We start from the raw sequence: 20,020 nt of genomic DNA, 5'->3' as shown, positions 1-20,020 counted from the left end.
CATGGAGGCCTTCGCCGATCTGCTGGCATCACGCCTCCTCCACGCGTCCGCTCAGGCGGTCGTGCTCGGGGGGCTCGTGTTCGTCGTCTGCCGAGCGCTGCCCTCGCTGTCGGCCGGCATGCGTGCGTTCTTGTGGTGGCTGGTCGGTGCGCAGCTCCTGCTGGGCGTCGCCTGTCCCACCCTGCTCGAGTTGCCTCTGCTTCCGGCGCGCCACGTCGCCACGGCCGGCGCCATGATCGTCGTCGATGCGGCGGGCGGGGACATGCCTTCCGGCGTGCCGACGAGCGCATCCACGATGACCGTCTCCTGGACCGTCGTGCTTCTCTCGCTGTGGGTCGTCGCGGTGCTCGTGCAGCTGGCGATCGCCGGATGGCGCGCGCGGCACCTCCCCGGCCTCCTGCGCCGGGCCATGCCGCACGACGACGTACGCGTGGAGACGCTTTGCGCGCGTCGCGCCCATGAACTGGGGCTGCGCCGCTCGCCACGCCTGGCGGTATCGCACGAGGTCGTCTCGCCACAGGTCGTCGGCCTGTGGCGACCGACCATTCTCCTGCCCGCCGACGACGCGCTGGACGAGCGCGAACTCGACATGGCCCTGATGCACGAACTGGCCCACGTGCGTCGCGGCGACCTGCTCCTGGGCTGGCTACCCGCGCTCGCGCGCATCCTGTTCTTCTTCCATCCGCTGGCGCACCTCGCCGTCCGCGAGTACGCCCTATGCCGCGAAGCCGCCTGCGACGCGCTGGTGGTGTCGCGCGGCCGCCAGGCGGCGCAATCGTACGGCCGCCTATTGCTACGGCTCGGCGTCTCGCCGCATCCGCACCACGCGCTGCCCGGCGCGTCCCCCACCTTCCTCACCCTGAAGAGGAGACTCACCATGCTCGGTCGAATCAACGAGACGCCGCCCCGCGTCCTCACGCTCGCGCTCGTCGCCATGGCCGTGGTGGCCGCCGCCCTGCCCTGGCGCGTCGTCGCCGCGAGCGACCATGGCCAGGACAAGGCTTCGGGCATCTATGCGCCAGCGATACCGCCCGCGCCGCCTGCTCCCCCGGCACCCGCCACGCCGCTCACGCCGCTCACGCCACCGACCCCTCCCACCCCGGCGACGCCGATGACGCCGATGACGCCCCCGACGCCACCCGTGCCACCGGCACCGCTCACCCTGTCGACGCCGGGCAAGGGCACGCACATCGTCACCATCCAGGGTGACAGGCCAGCGCACGCCTTCATCCTCTACAGCGACGATCTCACCGTCATGCGCGGCGACCCGGACGACTATCGCCGCGCCGAAGCCGCGCGCCCCGGCAACGATCCGTTCGTCTGGTACCGCGACGGCGACAAGGCCTGGGTGCTGTCCGACCGCGCCTACCTGCAGCGCATCCGCGAGATCTACGCGAAGGCGCAGCAACCGGCGGAAGCCGGACGCGCGCAGGCCGAACGGCAAGAGAAGCTCGACATGGAACAGGCCGCCCTCAACGAACAGATGGCCAGGCTTTCCGCGCGCCAGGCCGAACTAGCCAGTCGCGAAATGAACGCGGGTGGCGCAAGCGCCGCGGACTACGCCGCCGGCCATGCCGCGATCGGCCGCGAGCAGGCCGAACTCGGCAAGAAGATGGCGGCGATCGGCCGGGTTCGCGCCGAACAGGGCAAGGCCAACGCCGCGCTGGCCCAACGCCAGAGACAGGCCGGCGACGAGGCGAGCGCGGCGGTCGACGCGCTGTTGGCCAAGGCCGTCCGCGAAGGCGTGGCGAAGGCCGCCCGCTGACGAAAGGCTGGGCAGTCCGGTAAGGTGGACGTTTTCGCGGTGCGCCGCGAAGCGTCCCCTTCCCCGGAGGCAACATGCGACTTGAATCGGGCACGGTCATCCAAGCGACCGCGCTGCTGTTCGACATGGACGGCACCCTCATCGACTCCCGCGTGGTGGTCGAGAAGATCTGGAAACGCTGGTGCGACGCGCACGGCATCGACTGGCACGACGTATTGCCCCGCCTGCATGGCGTGCGCATGCTCGACTCCGTGAAGGAGTTCACGCCGCCGGGCCTCGACGTGCAGGCCGAATACGAAAAACTCTACGCCGAAGAGGTCAAGGACGTGGACGGCATCGTGCCGATCCCCGGTGCGCCCGAGCTGCTGGCATCGCTGCCGCCCGACGCCTGGACCATCGTCACCTCCGCGGACACCAGGCTGGCGAAGGCGCGCCTCGGTGCGGCGGGCATCTCGGTGCCGCCACGGATGGTGACGGGCGAGATCGTCACGAACGGCAAGCCCCATCCCGAGGCGTACCTGCTCGGCGCCGAGCGCATGCGGGCCGATCCGAAGGATTGCCTGGTGTTCGAGGATGCGCGCGCGGGAATCGAGGCAGGGCTTGCGGCGGGAGCGCGGGTGATCGCGATCGCCGGGGATCACCCGGAGGAAGTGCCCGAGGGCGTCGAGTGGGTGACGGATCTGACGGCGTTGCGCTTCGATGGCGTCGTCGACGGCAAGGTGACGTTGCGCGTGATCTGAGTTCTTGCGGCGCACCGTCCGCTCGCACCCCTCCGGTAGCCAGCTCACTACCGAAGGGGTGGAAGCCGATCGCATCGGCGAACTCCGGCGAAGCGAAAGCTCAGTAGACGTCGCGACGGTAACGGCCGAAGGCAGCCATCTCCTCCAACGCGCGATCCCCCACGATCGCCCGCAACGCCGCGTCCACTCCCGGCGCCATGCCCGCGAGGCTGCCGCATACGTACACGCTCGCACCGTCGTCCACGAAGCGCTTCACTTCCACGGCCGAGGCCCGCAAGCGATCCTGCACGTATCGCGATCCGCGCGATTCCCGCGACCACACGAGGTCGAGACGCTCGACGTCGCCCTCCGCCTGCCAGCGTTCGAGATCGTCGACGTGCAGGCGATCCACGTTCGCTTGCCGTTCGCCGAACAGCACCCAGTTGCGCCGATATCCCGCCGCGATACGCGCCTTGAGCAGGGCACGCAATCCCGCGATGCCGGTGCCGTTGCCGATGAAAAGCACCGGCCGGGCGTCGCCTGGCACGTGGAACGAGGCATTGGGACGCACCCGAAGATCGATGCGGTCGCCCGGCGACGCACCCTCGGTGAGCCAGCGCGAGCCCACGCCTACCTGCCTGACGACGAGATGGAGCTCACCATCGGCCGGCAACGAAGCGATGGAGTATTCGCGGTGAGGCAGGAGTTCGGCGTCGTCGCGCGCGCGCCGGGGGCCTATCTCCACGATATCGCCCGCCTTCCACCGCAGCGACGCCGGATCGTCAGGCACCAGCGCCACGTGGAAACACGGGCCGCCAAGGCTCCCGGGATTCAACAGCCGCCGCTCCCGCAGGCGCCACGCTCCATACGCCGGCCTCGACCAGTCCGCGGTCGCTACGGTACCGCACGCCAGCGCCACCTGGCGCTGCCAGTGGCGCAGGGCACCGTCGTCGCCATCGTCCACTTCGACCAGGTCGAACCACGGCGTGGCGCCGCCGTCGCGCAGCCAGCGATCCAGTTCGTGACCGAAGGCGCAGAAGTTCGCGTAGTCCCGGTCGCCCAGGGCGAGCACGCCGTAGTGAAGCCCATACAGACGCGGGCGCACGCCCATCGCGTCGCGCCGGAAGACGCTGGCGACATCCGGCGCGTCGCCCTCGCCCGTCGTGCTCACCACGAAAAGCAGGCGCGCCGCGTCCGCCGGCACGGCATCGAGTTCGCCGATCGAACGGGCGACCGCCGCTTTCCCGCCGTCGCGAAGCATCGCCGCGGTACGCTCGGCCAGCTCGGTCGCGAAGCCGGTCTGCGACGCGTGCACGACGAGGATGTCCGTCGCGGAGGCCGCCGCGGATCGACGCGGACGCACCACGAACGCGACGAAGGCGAGCCACGCCGACAGGCTGCCGGCCGCGACGGTGACGCGCGTGACGCCGGCCACGTGAAGCCCGTGGAAATCCTGCATCGTCGCGAAGGCGAGCACCGCCGCGACGAGCATCGCACCGAGCACGGCTTGCCCGACGGCGGCCCTCACCGCCGGAGTACCGCCGCGAAAGCCGGCGACATGCGTTCCTCGAAACCGCCGTCCTTGCCGTAGAGCACGAAAAGCACGGCCAGGCCGTGTTTCGCCGCGTAAGCCATCCCCTGCTCGGGCCCGAGTACGGTCATCGTGGTACCCAGCGCATCGGCATGCATGCAGTCGTCGGCGACGATGCTGACTGAGGCCACGCGATGCGCCACCGGATATCCCGTACGCGGGTCGATGTGGTGCGAGTAGGAACGCCCGTCGCTCTCGAACGAATGCCGGTAGTCGCCCGACGTGGCGATGGCCTTGTCTTCCAGCTTCACGATGCGCTCGACCTCGTCGGGATCGTCCACGGCCCCCGCCGCGGCGCCAGGCCGCTCGATGCCGACGTTCCAGCGCGTGCCGTCGGGCTTGCGGCCATGGGCGCGCAATTCGCCGCCCACTTCGACGAGGTAATCGCGCACGCCGTCGCGATCGAGGAAGCGCGCCACCTGATCCACGCCGAAGCCCTTGGCCACCGAGGACAGGTCGACGTAGACGCCCCCTGGCTGGAACGCGCGATGCGTCGCGTCATCCAGCCGAATGCGCGACCAGCCGACCCGGGCCTTGGCCGCGGCGATGTCGGCCGCACCGGGGGCCTCGCGCGGACGCTTGTCGGGGCCGAAGCCCCAAAGGTTCACCAGCGGTCCGACCGTCGGGTCATAGGCACCGCCCGAATCACGTGCGAGCGACAAGGCATGTCGCAGCACCGCGTAGAACTCCGCGGGCAACGCCTGCCACGTACCCGCCGGTGCGCGGTTGAAACGGCTCAGGTCGGAATCCGCTTCGTAGGTACTCATCTGCGCCACGACACGATCCAGTTCGGCCTGGATGCCTCGCCTTACCGCCTTGTCGTCGGTACCGTCGGGAAGCACGGCATTCACCGACCAGGTGGTGCCCATGGTTTCGCCTTCGAAGCGACGGATGTCCTGGGCTTGCGCGAGCGTCGGCAGCAGCGAACCCATGACCGTCGCCGCCAGCCATGCAACGATCGCCTTGCAGGCATCGCCGATACGATCGGCTCCCACCCCTACGGTAGAAAGGTCGCTACCGAAGGAGTGGGAGCCGATCGTATCGGCGAACCGGCGAAGCCTGGCAGGCACACGACTCACTCCGGCAGCACCTCGAGGGTCGCCGTATACGCCACTCGCCGCCGCTTCGCTTCCTTCACCGAGGTCTTGCCGTCTTCCGTGGACGCATTCACCCAGTACATGCCCGCCTTCGGGAAGGTGAAAGCGAACGTGCCATCGCCGTCGGTGATGGTGTCCATGTCGTCCTGCGAATCGCGGTAGCGCGTGGCTCCGGCGATCGCGACCACCTTGAGGTTGGGCGCGGGCTTGCCGTCGAGCAGCAGTCGGAAGGTGGCCTTCTCGCCCGTCACCAGATCGTTCGGCTGGGTGACCGGCACCAGCTCGAGCCCCTTGCCGGTGGGCTTCAAGGCATCGCCGCCGGGCTTGCCCTGGGTGACGAAGGTTTCCACGCGCGAGGCCATTTCGCTCACCTGTACGTCGCTCGCACCGGCGGGGATGCCGGTCTTCAGCCCATCGGCCTTGCCGCGCCAGCGCTGCTTCTTGCCATCCAGTTCATAGCTGGCGAACAGCCCCTGGTTGACCAACGCGATGCGGTACGTGCCCTTTTGCGGCACGGGCAGGTCGAAGGTGCTGCGGTATTTGCCGGTCGACGGATTCTCCGCTTTCACCGCGCTGCCGTCCGGTGCGGTGATCACGAGCTGGTCGAGCTGCGCCGGGAAATGATCCGGATAGTAGAGATCGTTCGAGACCGCCGCATCGACGGTCACCCAGGCATCGTCGCCGGACACGACCGTGGCCGACGGCACCATCCACATCTTGTGAGCCTGCGCCGCCATCGGCAGGACGAGGGTCGCGCACAGCGCGACGCGAACCAGTGCATGCTTCATGGAAGTCTCCGTTCAGGGATTGAGGTCGAGGTCGATCTGGCCGAGTTCCTGCTCGCCCTTGGCGCCGAGATGCACGGGCGCCTTCGCCGGCCAGTCGAACGCGATGCGCTGGGTTTCACGGCCGCCGACTTCGCGCGCGGCCTCCACCACCAGTTCGTAATGGCCCGGCGCCAGCGTGCCCAGCGGCGGTTTGCCATCGGTGAAACGCAGGCGGTGCTGGCCGGCCGGACGCGTGGCACCCGACACGCCATCGATCGGCATCGTCTGCTCGCGGCCGCTGCGCCGCCACCACTGGCGCATGTCCTTGAGCCACTTCGTGCCCTCGCCGTCGGCCTTTTTCACGTCGTACCAGACGGCGAGGTTCGCGGCCACGCTGTGATCCTCGCGCTCGATCCACACGGCGACGTAGGGACGGTGGTATTCGGCCACCTTCAGCGTGGGAATCTCCACGGTCAAGCTCATGTCGGCGGAGAAGGCCGGCGCGGATATCAGCGCGAGCGCGAAGAACGGAAAGCGGCGCATGGAGGGCTCCGTCAGTGGATGAAAAGGAGGACGACGACCAGCGGCAGCACGAAACCCAGCGCCACCATCGGCCAGGTCATGCGACGCTGCCCGGCGTGCATCTTCAGCAGCAGCAGGCCGGTGAGCGCGAACACCACGCAGGCCAGCGCGAACACGTCGATGAACCAGCGCCAGGCCGGCCCGGTATGGCGTCCTTTGTGCAGGTCGTTGAGGTAGGCGAGCCAGCCGCGGTCGGTGGATTCGTAATGGACCTCGCCCGTCTCGCGATCGATGCTCACCCAGGCATCGCCGCCCGGCCTGGGCAAGGACACGTCGACCTCGTCGTCGCTCCAGTCGGCCGCGCGCCCGGCCACCTCGGCGCCCGTGCGGGCGGCGACGGCATCGGCGACGGACGGCGGAAGGGGGGCCGACGTGCCTTCGACGTGGGCCAGCCGCTTCAACAGGTCGTCGGGCAGCACGGCGTTGCGACGCTCCACGCGCGGCGACGCTTCGATGCTCGCGGCATGGTTGAGGGTAAAGCCGGTCACGGAAAACAGCAGCAGCACCACCAGCGACACGGCCGAACTGATCCAATGCCAGCGGTGCAGGTGTTTGAGCCAGAACGCGCGGCGTTGCCGGTCGACGGAATCGCGCATGCTGTCGTAAACCCCTGGAACGTGGCGGATGAAAGCCGGCACAGGCTAACAGCAATGCGAATCGTTCGCAATTGGAGGCGAAACACTCGCCGAGCATAAATTCGCGGTGAATCGCGCCGGTCCCGATACGCCCGTGGAAAGCGGCCCGAAAGCCTTCCACGACAGCATGCGCCCCACCACTCCTCAGGCGTATGCTTCCGCCCATGCGCATTCTCCTCGCCGAAGACGACGCCTCCATCGCCGCCGCCGTACGGGCCTCCCTCGAACAGAGCGGCCACGCGGTAGACCACGTGAACGATGGCCTCAGTGCCGACACCGCCTTGCGCGGCCACGATTACGACCTGCTCGTACTAGACCTGGGGCTTCCCTCGCTCGACGGCAGCGACGTGCTCGCCCGTGCACGCAAGCGCGGTTCGGGCGTGCCCGTGCTGGTCATTACCGCGCGCGAAGGCCTGAAGGAGCGCGTGCGCGTGCTCGACCTCGGTGCCGACGACTACCTCGTGAAGCCGTTCGCCCTGGTCGAGTTCGAAGCGCGCGTGCGCGCCCTCGCCCGCCGCCGCACGAGCAACGGCACGCCGGAATTCCGCATCGCGCGATTGCGACTGGACATCCCCGGTCACCGCGCCTGGGTGGGCGACGCGCCGCTCGACCTCACGGCCCGCGAATTCGGCCTGATCGAAGCCCTGGCCACCCGTGCCGACAAGGTCACCAGCCGCGCGCAACTGGTCGAGGCGCTGTGCAACTGGGACGAAGACCTCACCGACAACGGCCTGGACATCGCCCTGCACCGCCTGCGCAAGAAGCTCCAGGGATCGGGCACCAACGTGCGCACGATCCGGGGCCTGGGCTACCTGCTCGAAGAAAGCCCGGATGCCTGAGCGCCGTCTCGCGGGGAAGCGCCCAACCCGCCCGAGCCTCCGCCGCCGCCTGCTTACTTTCCTGCTCGTGCCCGTGCTGGGCGTGCTCGTGCTCGATGCCGTGATCGGCTACTTCGTGGCACTGGCCTATTCCAACCACATCCACGACAACGATCTCTCCGACCAGGCACTGACGCTTTCGGAGATGATCGACAACGACGCCCTGGCGGGCGAACTGACGGAACAGGCGCGCTTCCTGCTCGAATACGATCCCGATGGCCGCAACTATTACACGGTGGTGAGCGACCGCCATGGGCGGATCATCGGCAACGCGAAACTCGAAGGCCCCGGCGAAACCGTCGGCATCGACGAATCCCCGAAGCTCTATGACACCGTCCTCGGACGCCGCCCCCTGCGCGCGGCGGTGATGCGCATGGCCAACCGCCATGACGCGGGCGACACCCTCACCATCACCGTGGCGGAAAACCTCCGCGATCGCCATACCCGCGCGCGCGAAATCCTTTTCCTCACCCTGCCCATGCAGGCGCTGCTGATCGCCGCGGTGTTGCTGCTCGTGTGGTTCGGCGTGAGCCACGGCCTGCGCGTACTCGAGCCCCTCACCGCCCGGCTGGGCCGGCGCGGGCACGACCTCGGCCCCATCGGCGAAGAAGACGTGCCGGTGGAAATCCTCCCGCTCACCCGCACCATCGACGACCTCTTCGCGCGCATGCGCAACATGCTCGGCCTGCAGGAGCGTTTCATCGCCGACGCCGCGCACCAGCTGCGCACGCCACTGGCCGGCATCCAGCTGCACGTCGAACGCTACGGCAGCGTGACGGACGACGCGCAGCGGGCGGAAGCCCTGGACCACGTGCGGCGGCTCGCCGCCCGCGCGGCACGTACCTCGGCGCAACTGCTCGCGCTCACCCGCACGCAATCGCCCGACCTGCCCGACCATGACGGCATGGCCGTCATCGATCTTTCCCAGGTGGTACCCGAAGCGGTGGCGATGCGCGTGCACCAGGCCATCGCGCTCGGCGTCGACCTCGGCTACGAAGGCATCCAACGCCCGGCCCTCGTGCGCGGCGACGCCCTGCAGGTGCAGGAAGCCATCGACAACCTCATCGACAATGCCTTCCACTACGCCGGACGCGGTCACAGCGTCACCGTCTCCGTGGAAGACGCCGTCGCCGACATCGTGCTGGCCGTGGAAGACGACGGCCCCGGCGTGCCCGACGCGTTCCTCGCGCAGCTCGGCGAACGTTTCTTTCGCGTGCCCGGCGGCGACGAGGACGGCACGGGCCTGGGCCTGGCCATCGTCGAAAGCATCGCCGAGCGCCATGCCGCCCGCGTGGAATTCACCCGCGGCGAAGCCGGGGGGCTACGCGTGGAGATCCGCTTCCCCGCGCAGCCTTCGGGCCAGGGCGGCGAGTCGCCGTGAACCCTCGCATCGGTGCAGGCCGGTGCGACGCTGGAAAGCCAACTGAAACCGGTCGATGGCACCATGACCGGCATACGCATACCAAGGTAGAGACGGCCCAGTGAGCGACACGTCGGAATTCCATTTCGAAGGCGGACGCGACGGCGTCCTGCTCATCCATGGGCTCACCGGCACGCCGACCGAGATGCGCCTGGTCGGCAAAGGCCTCAACCGGGCCGGCTTCACCGTCGTCGGCGTCCAGCTCGCCGGCCATTGCGGCACCGAGGAGGATCTCATCGCCACCTCGTGGGAAGACTGGTACGCCAGCGTCGAGCGCGCGGCGGAAGCCCTGCGCGGCCAGGTCGACCGCCTCTTCGTGGCCGGGCTGTCGATGGGCGCCGTACTCGCGCTGCGCCTCGCCGCCGTCCGTCCCGAGTGGGTATCGGGCGTGGGCGTCTTCGGCGCCACGTTTCGCTACGACGGTTGGTCGATGCCCTGGGTCGCGCGGCGCATGGGCTTCATCCTGCCCATCTGCAAACGGCTGGGCATCGGGCGCAGCCGCAGCTTCCTCGAACTCCCGCCGTACGGCATCCGCGACGAACGCCTGCGCGCGCAGGTGAGTTCGGCGATGCACTCGGGCGACAGTAAGAGCGCCGGCCTGCCCGGCAATCCCTGGTTCGCGGTGGCCGAGATGATGGCCCTGGCCCGCGACGTGCGCCGTCGCTTGCGCCACGTCGCCGCCCCATGCTTCGTGGCGCACGCCCTGGAAGACGACATCGCCAGCGTCGCGTCCAACGCCGACCTCGTGGCGAGCCGCGTGAGCGGCCCCATCGAGATGCTGCTGCTCGGCGACAGCTACCATATGATCACCATCGACCGCGAACGCCGCATGCTCATCGAACGCACCGCCGATTTCTTCGGCCGCATCGCGCGCGACGCCCGTCCCACCCGCATGGCGGCCTGAACGCATGAACGGTCTCACGCTGGCGCTCTGGATCGCCAACGTCGTGCTCGATACCGGCGGCCAGCTCGCCTTCAAGGCCGCGGCCGGCGACGAGCGCGCGGGCGACGGCCTCGCCCGCTGGAAATACATGTTCGCGCGACCGTGGATCTGGGTCGGCATCGGCAGTTACGTGGCCGAGTTCCTCGTGTGGATCGCCTTTCTCTCGCTGGTACCGCTTTCCGAAGGCGTGCTGCTGGGTTCGATCAACATCATCGCCATCATGGTCGCCGGCCGCTTCCTGTTCGGCGAACGCCTCAGTCCATTACGGGTGACCGGCATCGTGCTGGTCGCGATCGGCGTGGCGGTGGTGGGAGCCGGCGCATGAAGCGGTTCTACCTGGTGGGCTTCGCCCTGTTGCTGGCCTTCGACACGCTGAACCTGGTGTGCTTCAAGATGGCGGGCAGCCATGCCCTGCCCGTGGAGATGAGCACGGCGTGGCTCGCGCGCGTGTTCTCGCATCCATGGATCTACGGCGCGGTGGCCGGTTACATCGGCGCCTTCGTCACCTGGATGAGCCTGCTCAAGCACGCGCCCATCGGTCCCGCCTTCGCCGCCTCGCACCTGGAGGTGGTGAGCGTGATGCTGCTTTCGTGGTGGGTGTTCGCCGAACCGGTCACGCCCACGCAGATCCTGGGTGCGGTGGCGATCGTGGCGGGCATCGTCTGCCTGGCCTTCGCCGAAAGCGGTGACGAGGCGGCCGCCGATGCGGTTACGGCCTGAGCACGAGGCACCGCCCACCGCGGGCCTGCCGCTGGCGGCGAGCGATCTCGCCGGCGACGTCGCCGCACCGCTGACCGCGCAGGCCGCCTTTTTCCTCGGCGTGGACGAGGTGCAACTGGAATGCTCCGGCACCGCGGCACTCACCGTCGCCCTTACCGCGCTGGCCGAACACGACCCTTCGCGCAACGAGGTGGCCATCCCGGCTTTCACCTGTCCGCTCGTACCGCTCGCGGTGCGCCGCGCCGGCCTGGTGCCGCGGCTGGTCGACCTGCTTCCCGGTCATTTCGACATGAATCCCGCCCGCCTCGTCGAGGCATGCGGTGAACGCACGCTCGCGGTCGTGCCCACGCATCTGGGCGGACGCGTGGCCGACGTGGCGAGCGCCAACGCCATCGCGCATTCGGTGGGCGCGCTCACCGTCGAAGATGCCGCCCAGGCACTGGGAGCCCGGCGGGACGGGCGCCCCGCCGGCACGCACGGCGACGTCGGATTCTTCAGCCTCGCGGCGGGCAAGGGCCTGTCGATCTTCGAAGGCGGCCTGCTCGTGGCGCAGGACGAGGCCTGGCGGACGCGGTTCCGCCACACGTCGCGTCGCATCGCGCGCTGGCACGGCGGCTGGGAGCTGCGCCGCTGCCTGGAGCTGGCCGGATACGCGGCACTGTATCGTCCCGCGGGCATGGGCTGGGCCTATGGCAACGGCATGCGAAAGGCCTTGCGCGACGGCGATCTTCTCGGTGCCGCGGGCGAACACTTCCATCCCGACTTTCCACTGCATCGCGTCGGCCGCTGGCGGCGCGCGGTGGGAGCGCGCGCGTTTCCGCGCCTGGCACCTTTCATCGACGCCACCACGGCGCAGGCTCGCGCCCGGCTGCCGCGCCTGGCGGGCATTCCCGGCGTGCACGTGTTCAGCGACGAGGGCGGCACGTGGCCCTACCTGATGCTTCGACTGCCCGACGAATTTTCGCGCAACGCCGTACTCGAACGGCTCTGGGGGTCGCGGCATGGCGTGACGCGGATGTTCATCCACGCGCTGCCGGATTACGACTACCTCGAGGGGATGAAGGGCGCGAACGACGTGCCCAACGCGCATGATTTCGCGGCGCGCACGTTGACGATCAGCAACAGCCCGTGGCTCGACGATGCGTCGTTCGAACATGTGTGCGCGGTGATCGAGGCGGTGGTCGTCTCCCGCTAGACCTTTTCGCCGATACGATCGGCTCCCACCCCTTCGGTCGTGAGGTTACGGCCGGAGGGGTGGACTTTTCTCACCAGCCTTGTCGACACCATCGACTCCCGCCTTTCGCCAGCGACCTCGCCACGGCCCGCTACCGGAGGGATGGGCGCCGATCGCATCGGCGAATCAGGCCTTGCCTTGTTCCACGAGGGTGAGCGCGACCTTGTCGCGCAGATACACCGGCAACGCCAGCTCCGGCGCCACCGCCGCGCCCTCGCGAAAACGCTTCACCGCGATCTCCGCCACGTGCCTGGCCTGCGGATAACGCAAACCGTCGGCCGAACGGATCGTGCCGCGGATGCGCTCGCGCAGCACCGCCTCGTAAGTACCCCACCCGGTGCCGACCACATGCCACGCCGACGCCTCGGGAAGCCGCAGTGCCGCCGCCGTATCCACCCGCTCGCGATCGATGAGCGACACGCTGCCGTCGTCCTCGCGCTTCCACGTGGCCACGTAGATCTCACCCATGCGCGCGTCGATCACCGAGAGGATGAACCCGTCGTCCTCCGGTGCTTCCAGCGCCAGGGCTTCCAGCGACGACACGGTGACCACCGGCACGTCGAGCGCCATCGCCATGCCCTGGGCCAACGACACACCGAGGCGTACCCCGGTGAACGCGCCGGGACCGCGTCCCACGGCGATGCCGTCGAGCGCTTCGCGCTTCAGGCCCGCCTCGGCGAGCAGTTCGTCCGCCATCGGCAACACCAGCTCGGCGTGCCGGCGTGGGGCGATCTCGCTGCGCTCGATCACTTCGTCGCCGTGGACGAGGGCGACCGAGCAGGCTTCCGTGGAGGTTTCGATGGCGAGGAAGTTCATGGCGTGTCCGGCTTCGTGAGGGAAGGCACGCCCTGGGCGTACCAATCGATGCGGCGGGTGAGGTACATGAGCAACGCGACGACCGCGACCAGCACCACCGAACCGATGAGCAGCGCGTACTGCTCCGCGCCGATCAGACCGTAGAGTATCGCGTAAACCAGGGCCAGAACGCCGCCCAGCACACATCCCGCGCCCCGGGCGCGCAGCACGGCCATCGCATAGCCGCCCACGATCAGCACCACCGTGGCGGACGCCAACGCATAGGCGGGGCCGAAACCGATCTGCTCGGACAGGGCCAGCAACAACACGTAGAAACTGGTCATCGCCGCACCGATCAGCAGGTATTGCACCGGATGCAGCCGCAACCCCTTCAGCACCTCGAACAGGAAGAACGCCACGAAGGTGAGCGCGATGAACAGCAGCCCGTACTTCCCGGCCCGATCGTTCTGCTGGTACACGCCGCCGGGCTGGTAGAGTTTCACGCCGAAAGCGGACGGTTCGAGCCGTCGGGCGACGTCGCCGTCCGCCGCATCCCATTGCTGTCCATACGCCCGGTTGAGGTCGAGCACCTGCCAGGCCGCGTCGAAACCCTTCGCGGTCACGCTGCGCCTGGCGGGCAGGAGCGCGCCGGTGAAACTCGGATCCGGCCAGGGGGAACGAATGCGCACGTCGTTCGAGCGCGCCAGCGGCAGCACCGAGAACGACTCCGTACCGGCGATGCGCAAAGTGATCGCCACGTCCACCGGCACATCGCGCGACGGATCGATCGGCAAGGGCGTGGCGAGCACCGTGTACGGCCCCATGCGTGCCGTGGACGACGCCAGCGTCGCCGTGCGCCCGTCCACCGTCAGCGCGGTGATGCCCTGCAGGCCGCGCGTATCGGCGACGAGGAGGCGCAACTCGGCCCTGGCGGGGTCCCACCGCGCCGTGGACGCGTCGGCGAACCGGCGCACGTCGGCGGGCAGGATGCGTCCATGGATCGTCACTTCGCCGGTATAGACCGGCACCGAATACATGCCGAAACGGCGTTCGCCGACGGCTAGGTCGGCCACCGTCACCAGCTCGTCGGCGAGCACGATGGCGGTGGAGTCGCGCATGCCGACGAGCTTGCCGTCGCGATCGCGCACCTCGTCGCGCGTGGGCACGCCGAGCACGAGTCCGCCGAGCGTCTGCGGCCCGCCCCATCCGTCCGCCACGCGCACGGCGGCCGTATCGCGCATGGACTGCCGCTCGCGCACCAGGCCATCGGATTGCGACAACGGAATCATCATGAGCAAGGCAAGCAGGCCTATGCCAAGCACCTTGGCGGTCATCGATTGCATCCAGCGCGGCATCGGGCGATATCCTTCGTAGGGTCGTGCGCCGATGGTGTGCGCCACGTCGGACCCGTCCCGGCCAGGCCCGTGGCAATCCCGGGGCGCCGTGGGGCGGAACGCGGCGGCTTACGAAAATTCGCCGTTATGAATGAGAGTGTTCTCAAGACACACGCGCCGTTCGCCACGCAGGATCGCACCGAAGTCATCGCAAGGAACCGCCATGCCGCCCGTCCGTCTTGCCCTGCCCGCCACCCTCCTCATCGGGGCCGTCATCGCGATGGCGCAACCCTCGCCGCATGCCCGGCCCGCGACGGTGAACACCGCGGCGCCCTCCCATGCCGCGTTGCTCGGCGACGGCAGCCGCATGCGCCTGCTGCGCATTTCCATCGGCCCGGGCGCGGGCCTGCCCTGGCGAAACGGCTCACCGCCCGTGGGCGGTTACGTGGTGAAGGGCGACCTGCGCCTGCCTGTCGCCGTGGGCCGGCGGCCGCCGGTGTGTCCCGGCGACGCGCTCGCCGACCACCCGGAGGTGGTGCGACGAGGCCACGCGGGGCCGGACGGCGCCACGGTGCTCGTGTACTACGCGAACGAGGCCTGACGCCTCAGGCGCCGTCGGCCGGCCGGGAAAGAAACGCCACCGCGTCGGTCAATTCACGCGTGCGGGGCATGGGCGGCAGGCTCGCGAGAAACAGCCGACCGTAACCCTTGCTCGACAGGCGCGGATCGCACAGCACCAGCACGCCACGATCGTGCACGTCGCGAATGAGCCGTCCCGCGCCCTGCTTCAACGCGATCACGGCGGTGGGCACTTGCCAGCCCATGAAGGGATTGATGCCGGCCTCTTCCAGGGCTTCCAACCGTGCCTGCAATACGGGGTCGTCGGGCATGGCGAACGGCAGTTTGTCGATCACCACCACGCCGAGCGCGTCGCCCGCCACGTCCACGCCTTCCCAGAAGCTCGCCGCGCCCAGCAGCACGCCGTTGCCGCTGGCGCGGAAGTCTTCCAGCAGACGATGGCGCGGTGCCGTGCCCTGCACGAACAATGGCCAGGGTACGCGACCCTCCATCAGTTCCGCGGCGCGACGCAGCGCGCGATGGGACGTGAACAACAGGAACGCACGACCGTCCGACGCGTCGAGCACCGGCCGCACGGCGGCGATCACCTTGTCGGTGTAGTCGCGGGCGGAGGGATCGGGGAGATCCTTCGGCAAGTAGGCCAATGCCTGGCGCGGGTAATCGAACGGGCTTTCCACATGCAGGGTGCGCGGGTCTTCGATGCCGAGCTGGCGCGCGAAGTGGCTGAAATCCCCCGCGATCGATAACGTGGCCGAGGTGTGGATCCAGGCCGCTTGCGTGGCCAGGCGCATCGCCCGCAGCGGCGAGGCGAGGTCCAGCGGCGTCGCGTGCAGCGAAAACCCGCGTGGCGACACCTCGTACCAGCGCACGTCGCTGGCCGAGTGCTCCTCGGCGATGCGATCCAGCCGCAGGCTCAGCATCTGCGCCCGCTCGTACACGTTGGCGAGGCCGCGCGAGCGTTCGCCCAGGCCCGACAGCAGGTGGGCAAGCGCGGCCATCACGTCGCGCAACTCGGTAAGGCCCTCGTGGGCACCTCCGTCGCGATCCAGCGCGCCGAACGGACCGCGCTCGGGCAGCGAGGCCATCGCCAGGCGCAGGCGCCTGACCAGGTCGTTCAACGTTTCGACGGGTTCGAGCAACTGGCTGAGCGCACCGGTGACGCCCTGCGCTTCGGCCAGCGCGTCCTGGCCCAGGTCGGTGAGCTGGCGGGCGCTCACGCTCTGCGAAAAGAACTGGCCGGCCAGCTCGGGAATCTGGTGGGCCTCGTCGAGGATGAAGGCGTCCGCCCCGGGCAGGATCTCGCCGAACCCTTCCTGCTTCAAAGCCAGGTCGGCCATGAGCAGGTGGTGGTTGACCACGACCACGTCCGATTCCATCGCCTCGCGCCGCGCCTTCACCACGTGGCAGTCGTCGAAGAACGCGCATTCCACGCCGAGGCAGTTCTCCGGCGTGGACGTGACCCGCGGCCACAGCGGTGAATCCTCGGGGATCTCGGCCATTTCCGAGCGGTCGCCACGCCGCGTGCGCGTGGCCCACAGGCGGATGGCGGAAAGCTGTCCGGCCACGCGGCGATCGGGGTTGCCCTCGCGCACGGCCTGGTCGAGGCGATGCAGGCAGAGGTAGTTGGCCCGGCCCTTGAGCAGGCTCACCTTCGCGCGGCTGCCCAGCACCGAGCGCACCCGCGGCAGGTCGCGGAAGAACAGCTGGTCCTGCAAGGCCTTGGTGCCGGTGGAAACGATGACCTTGCGCCCCGACATCAAGGCGGGAACGAGGTAGGCGAAGGTCTTGCCGGTGCCCGTGCCGGCTTCGGCGATGAGCAGGTCGCGCTCGTCGATCGCCTCGGCCACCGCGACGGCCATGCGCTGCTGGGCCTCGCGTGGCGCGAAACCCGGTACTTCGCTGGCGAACGGACCGTCCGCGCCGAGGATCGCGGCCACTTCGTGTTCAGTCATCCGCCCAGTATCGCCTACAATGACCCCCTTTTCGCCTGCCCATCCGCGACCTTGACGGGTCCCGCGCCGAGAATCCCCGCATGGACAAGAGTTTCGAGCCCAGCCAGATCGAGTCGAAGTGGTATGCCCACTGGGAAGCCAACGGCTATTTCAAGCCGTCGGGCAAGGGCACGCCCTACACGATCATGCTGCCGCCGCCCAACGTGACGGGCACGCTGCACATGGGCCACGCGTTCCAGCACACCATCATGGATACCCTGGTGCGCTACCACCGCATGCGCGGCTTCGACACCTTGTGGCAGCTGGGCACGGATCACGCCGGCATCGCCACCGAAATGGTCGTCACCCGGCAGCTGAATGCCGAGGGCAAGCAGCGTTCCGACTTCGGCCGCGACGCCTTCATCGAGCGCGTGTGGGAGTGGAAGAAGGAATCCGGCGGCACCATCGGCCGGCAGATGCGCCGCATGGGCGTCTCCGGCGACTGGAGCCGCGAAGTGTTCACCATGGACGAGGGCCCCTCCCAGGCCGTCGTCGAAACCTTCGTGCGCCTGCACGAAGAGGGCCTGATCTACCGCGGCCAGAAGCTGGTCAACTGGGATCCGGTGCTGAAGACCGCCATCTCCGACCTCGAGGTGGTCAGCGAAGAGGAAGACGGCTCGCTGTGGTCCATCCGCTACCCGCTGGCCGACGGCTCGGGTGAGCTGATCGTCGCCACCACGCGTCCCGAGACCATGCTCGGCGACGTGGCCGTGGCCGTGCACCCGGACGACGAGCGCTACGCGCACCTGGTCGGCCGCATGCTCAAGCTGCCGCTGTCCGACCGCGAGATTCCCATCATCGCCGACGACTACGTCGAGAAAGAATTCGGCACCGGCTGCGTGAAGATCACCCCGGCGCACGATTTCAACGATTACGCCATCGGCCAGCGCCATGACCTGCCGCTGATCAACATCCTCACCGACGACGCCGCCATCAACGACGCCGCGCCGGCGAAGTATCGCGGCATGGATCGTTACGTGGCGCGCAAGGCCGTGCTGGCCGACCTCGAAGCGCAGGAACTGCTGGTCGAGACGAAGAAGCACAAGCTCCAGGTGCCGCGCGGCGACCGCACCGGCCAGGTGATCGAGCCCTACCTTACCTGGCAGTGGTTCGTAAAGATGGACACGCTGGCCGCGCGCGGCCTCGAGCTGGTCGAGCAGGGCCAGGTGAAGTTCGTGCCCGAGAACTGGATCAACACCTACCGCCACTGGCTGGGCAACATCCAGGACTGGTGCATCAGCCGCCAGCTCACCTGGGGCCATCGCATCCCCGCGTGGTACACCGCCGACGGCGGCATCGTGGTGGCGCACGACGAGGCGGAAGCCAAGGCCATCGCCGCCTCGCGTGGCTACGCCGGCGAGTTGCGCCGCGACGACGACGTGCTCGAGACCTGGTTCTCGTCCGCGCTGTGGAGCCATTCCACGCTGGGCTGGCCCGATCCGAAGGCGCAGGCCGAGCGTGGCTTCGACCGCTACCTGCCCACCAACGTGCTGGTCACCGGCTTCGACATCATCTTCTTCTGGGTGGCCCGGATGATCATGATGACCGACCACTTCACCGGCGAAGTCCCCTTCAAGGACGTCTACGTCACGGGCCTTATCCGCGACAAGGACGGCCAGAAGATGTCCAAGTCCAAGGGCAACGTGCTCGACCCGCTCGACCTCATCGACGGCATCACGCTCGACGACCTGCTCACCAAGCGCACGCGCGGCCTGATGCAGCCGAAGATGGCCGAGAAGATCGACAAGGCCACGCGCAAGGAATTCGCGGAAGGCATCCCCGCCTTCGGCGCGGACGCGCTGCGCTTCACCTTCGCCTCGCTCGCCACGCACGGCCGCGACATCAAGTTCGACCTGGAACGTTGCGGCGGCTACAAGGCCTTCGTCAACAAGCTGTGGAACGCCTCGCGCTTCGTGCTGATGAACCTCGGCGACGGCCCGGTCACGCCGGTGGCACCGTCGACCGAAGCCGAGCGCTGGATCCTCACCCGCCTGCGCGACACGCTGGCCACGGTGAAGGAGCAGCTCGCGCTCTATCGCTTCGACCTCGTCGCCCAGGCGCTTTACGAGTTCACCTGGAACGAGTTCTGCGACTGGTTCCTCGAGCTGTCCAAGCCCGCGCTCAACGGCGACGACGCGGGCGCCATCGCGTCCACGCGCTACACGCTGGTGCACGTGCTGGAAACGCTGCTGCGTGCGCTGCATCCGCTGATTCCCTTCGTTACCGAGGAAATCTGGCAGAACGTCCGCCCGGTGCTAGGCATCGAGGGCGACACGATCATGCTGCGCCCCTACCCCGAAGCCGACGACATCACGGCCGATGTGGCGGCCACGGCCGAGATCGAATGGGTGAAGGACGTACTCACCAGCGTGCGCCGCATCCGCTCGGAAATGAACATCGCCCCCGGCAAGGTCATCCCGCTGTTCTTCGCCGACGGTGAGGCGTCCGATCGCGCGCGCGCCACCAAGTTCGCCGCGCAGGTGGCGTTCCTGGGCCGTGTCGAATCGCCGACATGGATCGAAGGCGACGAGCCTGCCGCCGCCGTCGCGGTGGTCGGCGGCATGCGCGTGCTGATCCCGCTCGAAGGCCTCATCGACCTGGGCGCGGAGAAGACCCGCCTGGCGAAGGAAATCGCCCGCGTGGAAGGCGAGATCCGCAAGTGCGAGGCCAAGCTCGGCAACGCCAACTTCGTCGCCAACGCACCGGCCGAGGTCGTCGAGCAGGAGCGCCAGCGCATCGCCGACTGGACGCGCCAGGCGGATGCGATGCGGGAGCAGGCTCGCAAGTTGGGCGGTTGACGCGTTTTGGCGGCGAAGCGCGCGCCGCCGGGACGCCATCGTGACTGAGCCACCTTGCGCCCGAGCCGATGTAGCGCCGTCGCCCGCCATGGACCGGCGCGCTGGATTCCTGCGTACGCAGGAATGACGTGAGGGCTACTGCCGTAGCGGTAAATCTTGCAGCCCGGCGTTC

Annotated in this window: 18 protein-coding genes; 10 read left to right on the top strand and 8 right to left on the bottom strand. The window is 68.7% G+C overall.

Annotated elements, in window-relative coordinates; all coding sequences use genetic code 11:
• Position 1: 1 nt before the first annotated feature.
• Entirely contained in the window at positions 2 to 1,765 is a 1,764-nt protein-coding gene (locus tag JNG39_RS01005; RefSeq protein ID WP_368309153.1) for a M56 family metallopeptidase, read from the top strand.
• Between the two features lie 74 nt (positions 1,766 to 1,839).
• Positions 1,840 to 2,505 (top strand): HAD-IA family hydrolase, encoded by a 666-nt coding sequence (locus JNG39_RS01000; RefSeq protein WP_368309152.1) that lies wholly within the window; start codon positions 1,840 to 1,842, stop codon positions 2,503 to 2,505.
• Between the two features lie 100 nt (positions 2,506 to 2,605).
• On the opposite strand, the gene JNG39_RS00995 is transcribed toward JNG39_RS01000, so the two are convergent.
• The 5 genes from JNG39_RS00995 to JNG39_RS00975 all read right to left on the bottom strand — a co-directional run bounded on the left by JNG39_RS00995 (position 2,606) and on the right by JNG39_RS00975 (position 7,117).
• The gene (locus JNG39_RS00995; RefSeq protein ID WP_368309151.1) at positions 2,606 to 4,012 is read right to left on the bottom strand and encodes a sulfite reductase subunit alpha; all 1,407 of its coding nucleotides are present in this window, start codon (positions 4,010 to 4,012) and stop codon (positions 2,606 to 2,608) included.
• Entirely contained in the window at positions 4,009 to 5,007 is a 999-nt protein-coding gene (locus JNG39_RS00990; protein WP_368310789.1) for an FAD:protein FMN transferase, read from the bottom strand. The genes JNG39_RS00995 and JNG39_RS00990 overlap by 4 nt, the downstream gene beginning before the upstream one ends.
• A gap of 143 nt (positions 5,008 to 5,150) precedes the next feature.
• Positions 5,151 to 5,960: a DUF4198 domain-containing protein gene (locus JNG39_RS00985; RefSeq protein ID WP_368309150.1), complete on the bottom strand. Its 810-nt coding sequence runs from the start codon at positions 5,958 to 5,960 to the stop codon at positions 5,151 to 5,153.
• Positions 5,961 to 5,972: 12 nt separating this feature from the next.
• Entirely contained in the window at positions 5,973 to 6,482 is a 510-nt protein-coding gene (locus JNG39_RS00980) for a DUF2271 domain-containing protein (protein WP_368309149.1), read from the bottom strand.
• Positions 6,483 to 6,493: 11 nt separating this feature from the next.
• On the bottom strand, positions 6,494 to 7,117 hold the full coding sequence (locus tag JNG39_RS00975) for a PepSY-associated TM helix domain-containing protein (RefSeq protein WP_368309147.1): 624 nt from the start codon (positions 7,115 to 7,117) through the stop codon (positions 6,494 to 6,496).
• Between the two features lie 203 nt (positions 7,118 to 7,320).
• Between JNG39_RS00975 and JNG39_RS00970 the strand changes: the two genes are divergently transcribed.
• The 6 genes from JNG39_RS00970 to JNG39_RS00945 all read left to right on the top strand — a co-directional run bounded on the left by JNG39_RS00970 (position 7,321) and on the right by JNG39_RS00945 (position 12,312).
• Positions 7,321 to 7,995, top strand: coding sequence for a response regulator (locus JNG39_RS00970; protein WP_368309146.1), 675 nt, complete (start codon positions 7,321 to 7,323; stop codon positions 7,993 to 7,995).
• Positions 7,988 to 9,415 (top strand): sensor histidine kinase, encoded by a 1,428-nt coding sequence (locus JNG39_RS00965; protein WP_368309145.1) that lies wholly within the window; start codon positions 7,988 to 7,990, stop codon positions 9,413 to 9,415. The genes JNG39_RS00970 and JNG39_RS00965 overlap by 8 nt, the downstream gene beginning before the upstream one ends.
• A gap of 100 nt (positions 9,416 to 9,515) precedes the next feature.
• Positions 9,516 to 10,358, top strand: a complete 843-nt coding sequence (locus tag JNG39_RS00960; protein ID WP_368309144.1) for an alpha/beta hydrolase — start codon at positions 9,516 to 9,518, stop codon at positions 10,356 to 10,358.
• Between the two features lie 4 nt (positions 10,359 to 10,362).
• On the top strand, positions 10,363 to 10,722 hold the full coding sequence (locus tag JNG39_RS00955) for an EamA family transporter (protein WP_368309143.1): 360 nt from the start codon (positions 10,363 to 10,365) through the stop codon (positions 10,720 to 10,722).
• Positions 10,719 to 11,117 carry a multidrug efflux SMR transporter gene (locus tag JNG39_RS00950; protein WP_368309142.1) on the top strand — a complete coding sequence of 133 codons (399 nt, stop codon included), beginning with the start codon at positions 10,719 to 10,721 and terminating at the stop codon, positions 11,115 to 11,117. The genes JNG39_RS00955 and JNG39_RS00950 overlap by 4 nt, the downstream gene beginning before the upstream one ends.
• Positions 11,101 to 12,312: a DegT/DnrJ/EryC1/StrS family aminotransferase gene (locus JNG39_RS00945; RefSeq protein WP_368309141.1), complete on the top strand. Its 1,212-nt coding sequence runs from the start codon at positions 11,101 to 11,103 to the stop codon at positions 12,310 to 12,312. The genes JNG39_RS00950 and JNG39_RS00945 overlap by 17 nt, the downstream gene beginning before the upstream one ends.
• Before the next feature lie 165 nt (positions 12,313 to 12,477).
• Here JNG39_RS00945 and tsaB read toward each other — a convergent pair whose 3' ends face one another.
• Together tsaB and creD are read right to left on the bottom strand one after the other, a co-directional pair.
• On the bottom strand, positions 12,478 to 13,167 hold the full coding sequence (gene tsaB / locus JNG39_RS00940; RefSeq protein ID WP_368309139.1) for a tRNA (adenosine(37)-N6)-threonylcarbamoyltransferase complex dimerization subunit type 1 TsaB: 690 nt from the start codon (positions 13,165 to 13,167) through the stop codon (positions 12,478 to 12,480).
• Positions 13,164 to 14,501 (bottom strand): cell envelope integrity protein CreD, encoded by a 1,338-nt coding sequence (gene creD, locus JNG39_RS00935; RefSeq protein ID WP_368309138.1) that lies wholly within the window; start codon positions 14,499 to 14,501, stop codon positions 13,164 to 13,166. Before creD ends, tsaB begins: the two co-directional genes overlap by 4 nt.
• Positions 14,502 to 14,703: 202 nt before the next feature.
• Here creD and JNG39_RS00930 point away from each other — a divergent pair, with 202 nt between their 5' ends.
• On the top strand, positions 14,704 to 15,081 hold the full coding sequence (locus tag JNG39_RS00930; protein ID WP_368309137.1) for a hypothetical protein: 378 nt from the start codon (positions 14,704 to 14,706) through the stop codon (positions 15,079 to 15,081).
• A 4-nt stretch (positions 15,082 to 15,085) separates the two neighbouring features.
• Here JNG39_RS00930 and JNG39_RS00925 read toward each other — a convergent pair whose 3' ends face one another.
• Positions 15,086 to 17,011, bottom strand: coding sequence for an ATP-dependent DNA helicase (locus JNG39_RS00925; RefSeq protein WP_368309136.1), 1,926 nt, complete (start codon positions 17,009 to 17,011; stop codon positions 15,086 to 15,088).
• Between the two features lie 80 nt (positions 17,012 to 17,091).
• Here JNG39_RS00925 and JNG39_RS00920 point away from each other — a divergent pair, with 80 nt between their 5' ends.
• The gene (locus tag JNG39_RS00920; RefSeq protein ID WP_368309134.1) at positions 17,092 to 19,848 is read left to right on the top strand and encodes a valine--tRNA ligase; all 2,757 of its coding nucleotides are present in this window, start codon (positions 17,092 to 17,094) and stop codon (positions 19,846 to 19,848) included.
• The last annotated feature ends 172 nt before the right edge of the window (positions 19,849 to 20,020 follow it).

Source organism: Luteibacter sp. CQ10 (assembly GCF_040900725.1).
GTDB lineage: Bacteria > Pseudomonadota > Gammaproteobacteria > Xanthomonadales > Rhodanobacteraceae > Luteibacter.
Note: the sequence above shows the minus strand (reverse complement) of the source record. Positions and strands in the feature narration are given on the sequence as shown.

Bases quoted from the DNA above. Each gene is read 5' to 3' on its own strand.
- creD (WP_368309138.1), bottom strand. From the start codon at position 14,501: ATGCCGCGCTGGATGCAATCGATGACCGCCAAGGTGCTTGGCATAGGC.
- tsaB (WP_368309139.1), bottom strand. From the start codon at position 13,167: ATGAACTTCCTCGCCATCGAAACCTCCACGGAAGCCTGCTCGGTCGCC.
- JNG39_RS00925 (WP_368309136.1), bottom strand. From the start codon at position 17,011: ATGACTGAACACGAAGTGGCCGCGATCCTCGGCGCGGACGGTCCGTTC.
- JNG39_RS00990 (WP_368310789.1), bottom strand. From the start codon at position 5,007: ATGGGTTCGCTGCTGCCGACGCTCGCGCAAGCCCAGGACATCCGTCGC.
- JNG39_RS00980 (WP_368309149.1), bottom strand. From the start codon at position 6,482: ATGCGCCGCTTTCCGTTCTTCGCGCTCGCGCTGATATCCGCGCCGGCC.
- JNG39_RS01005 (WP_368309153.1), top strand. From the start codon at position 2: ATGGAGGCCTTCGCCGATCTGCTGGCATCACGCCTCCTCCACGCGTCC.
- JNG39_RS00965 (WP_368309145.1), top strand. From the start codon at position 7,988: ATGCCTGAGCGCCGTCTCGCGGGGAAGCGCCCAACCCGCCCGAGCCTC.
- JNG39_RS00950 (WP_368309142.1), top strand. From the start codon at position 10,719: ATGAAGCGGTTCTACCTGGTGGGCTTCGCCCTGTTGCTGGCCTTCGAC.
- JNG39_RS00930 (WP_368309137.1), top strand. From the start codon at position 14,704: ATGCCGCCCGTCCGTCTTGCCCTGCCCGCCACCCTCCTCATCGGGGCC.
- JNG39_RS00970 (WP_368309146.1), top strand. From the start codon at position 7,321: ATGCGCATTCTCCTCGCCGAAGACGACGCCTCCATCGCCGCCGCCGTA.
- JNG39_RS00985 (WP_368309150.1), bottom strand. From the start codon at position 5,960: ATGAAGCATGCACTGGTTCGCGTCGCGCTGTGCGCGACCCTCGTCCTG.
- JNG39_RS00955 (WP_368309143.1), top strand. From the start codon at position 10,363: ATGAACGGTCTCACGCTGGCGCTCTGGATCGCCAACGTCGTGCTCGAT.
- JNG39_RS00975 (WP_368309147.1), bottom strand. From the start codon at position 7,117: ATGCGCGATTCCGTCGACCGGCAACGCCGCGCGTTCTGGCTCAAACAC.
- JNG39_RS00920 (WP_368309134.1), top strand. From the start codon at position 17,092: ATGGACAAGAGTTTCGAGCCCAGCCAGATCGAGTCGAAGTGGTATGCC.
- JNG39_RS01000 (WP_368309152.1), top strand. From the start codon at position 1,840: ATGCGACTTGAATCGGGCACGGTCATCCAAGCGACCGCGCTGCTGTTC.
- JNG39_RS00945 (WP_368309141.1), top strand. From the start codon at position 11,101: ATGCGGTTACGGCCTGAGCACGAGGCACCGCCCACCGCGGGCCTGCCG.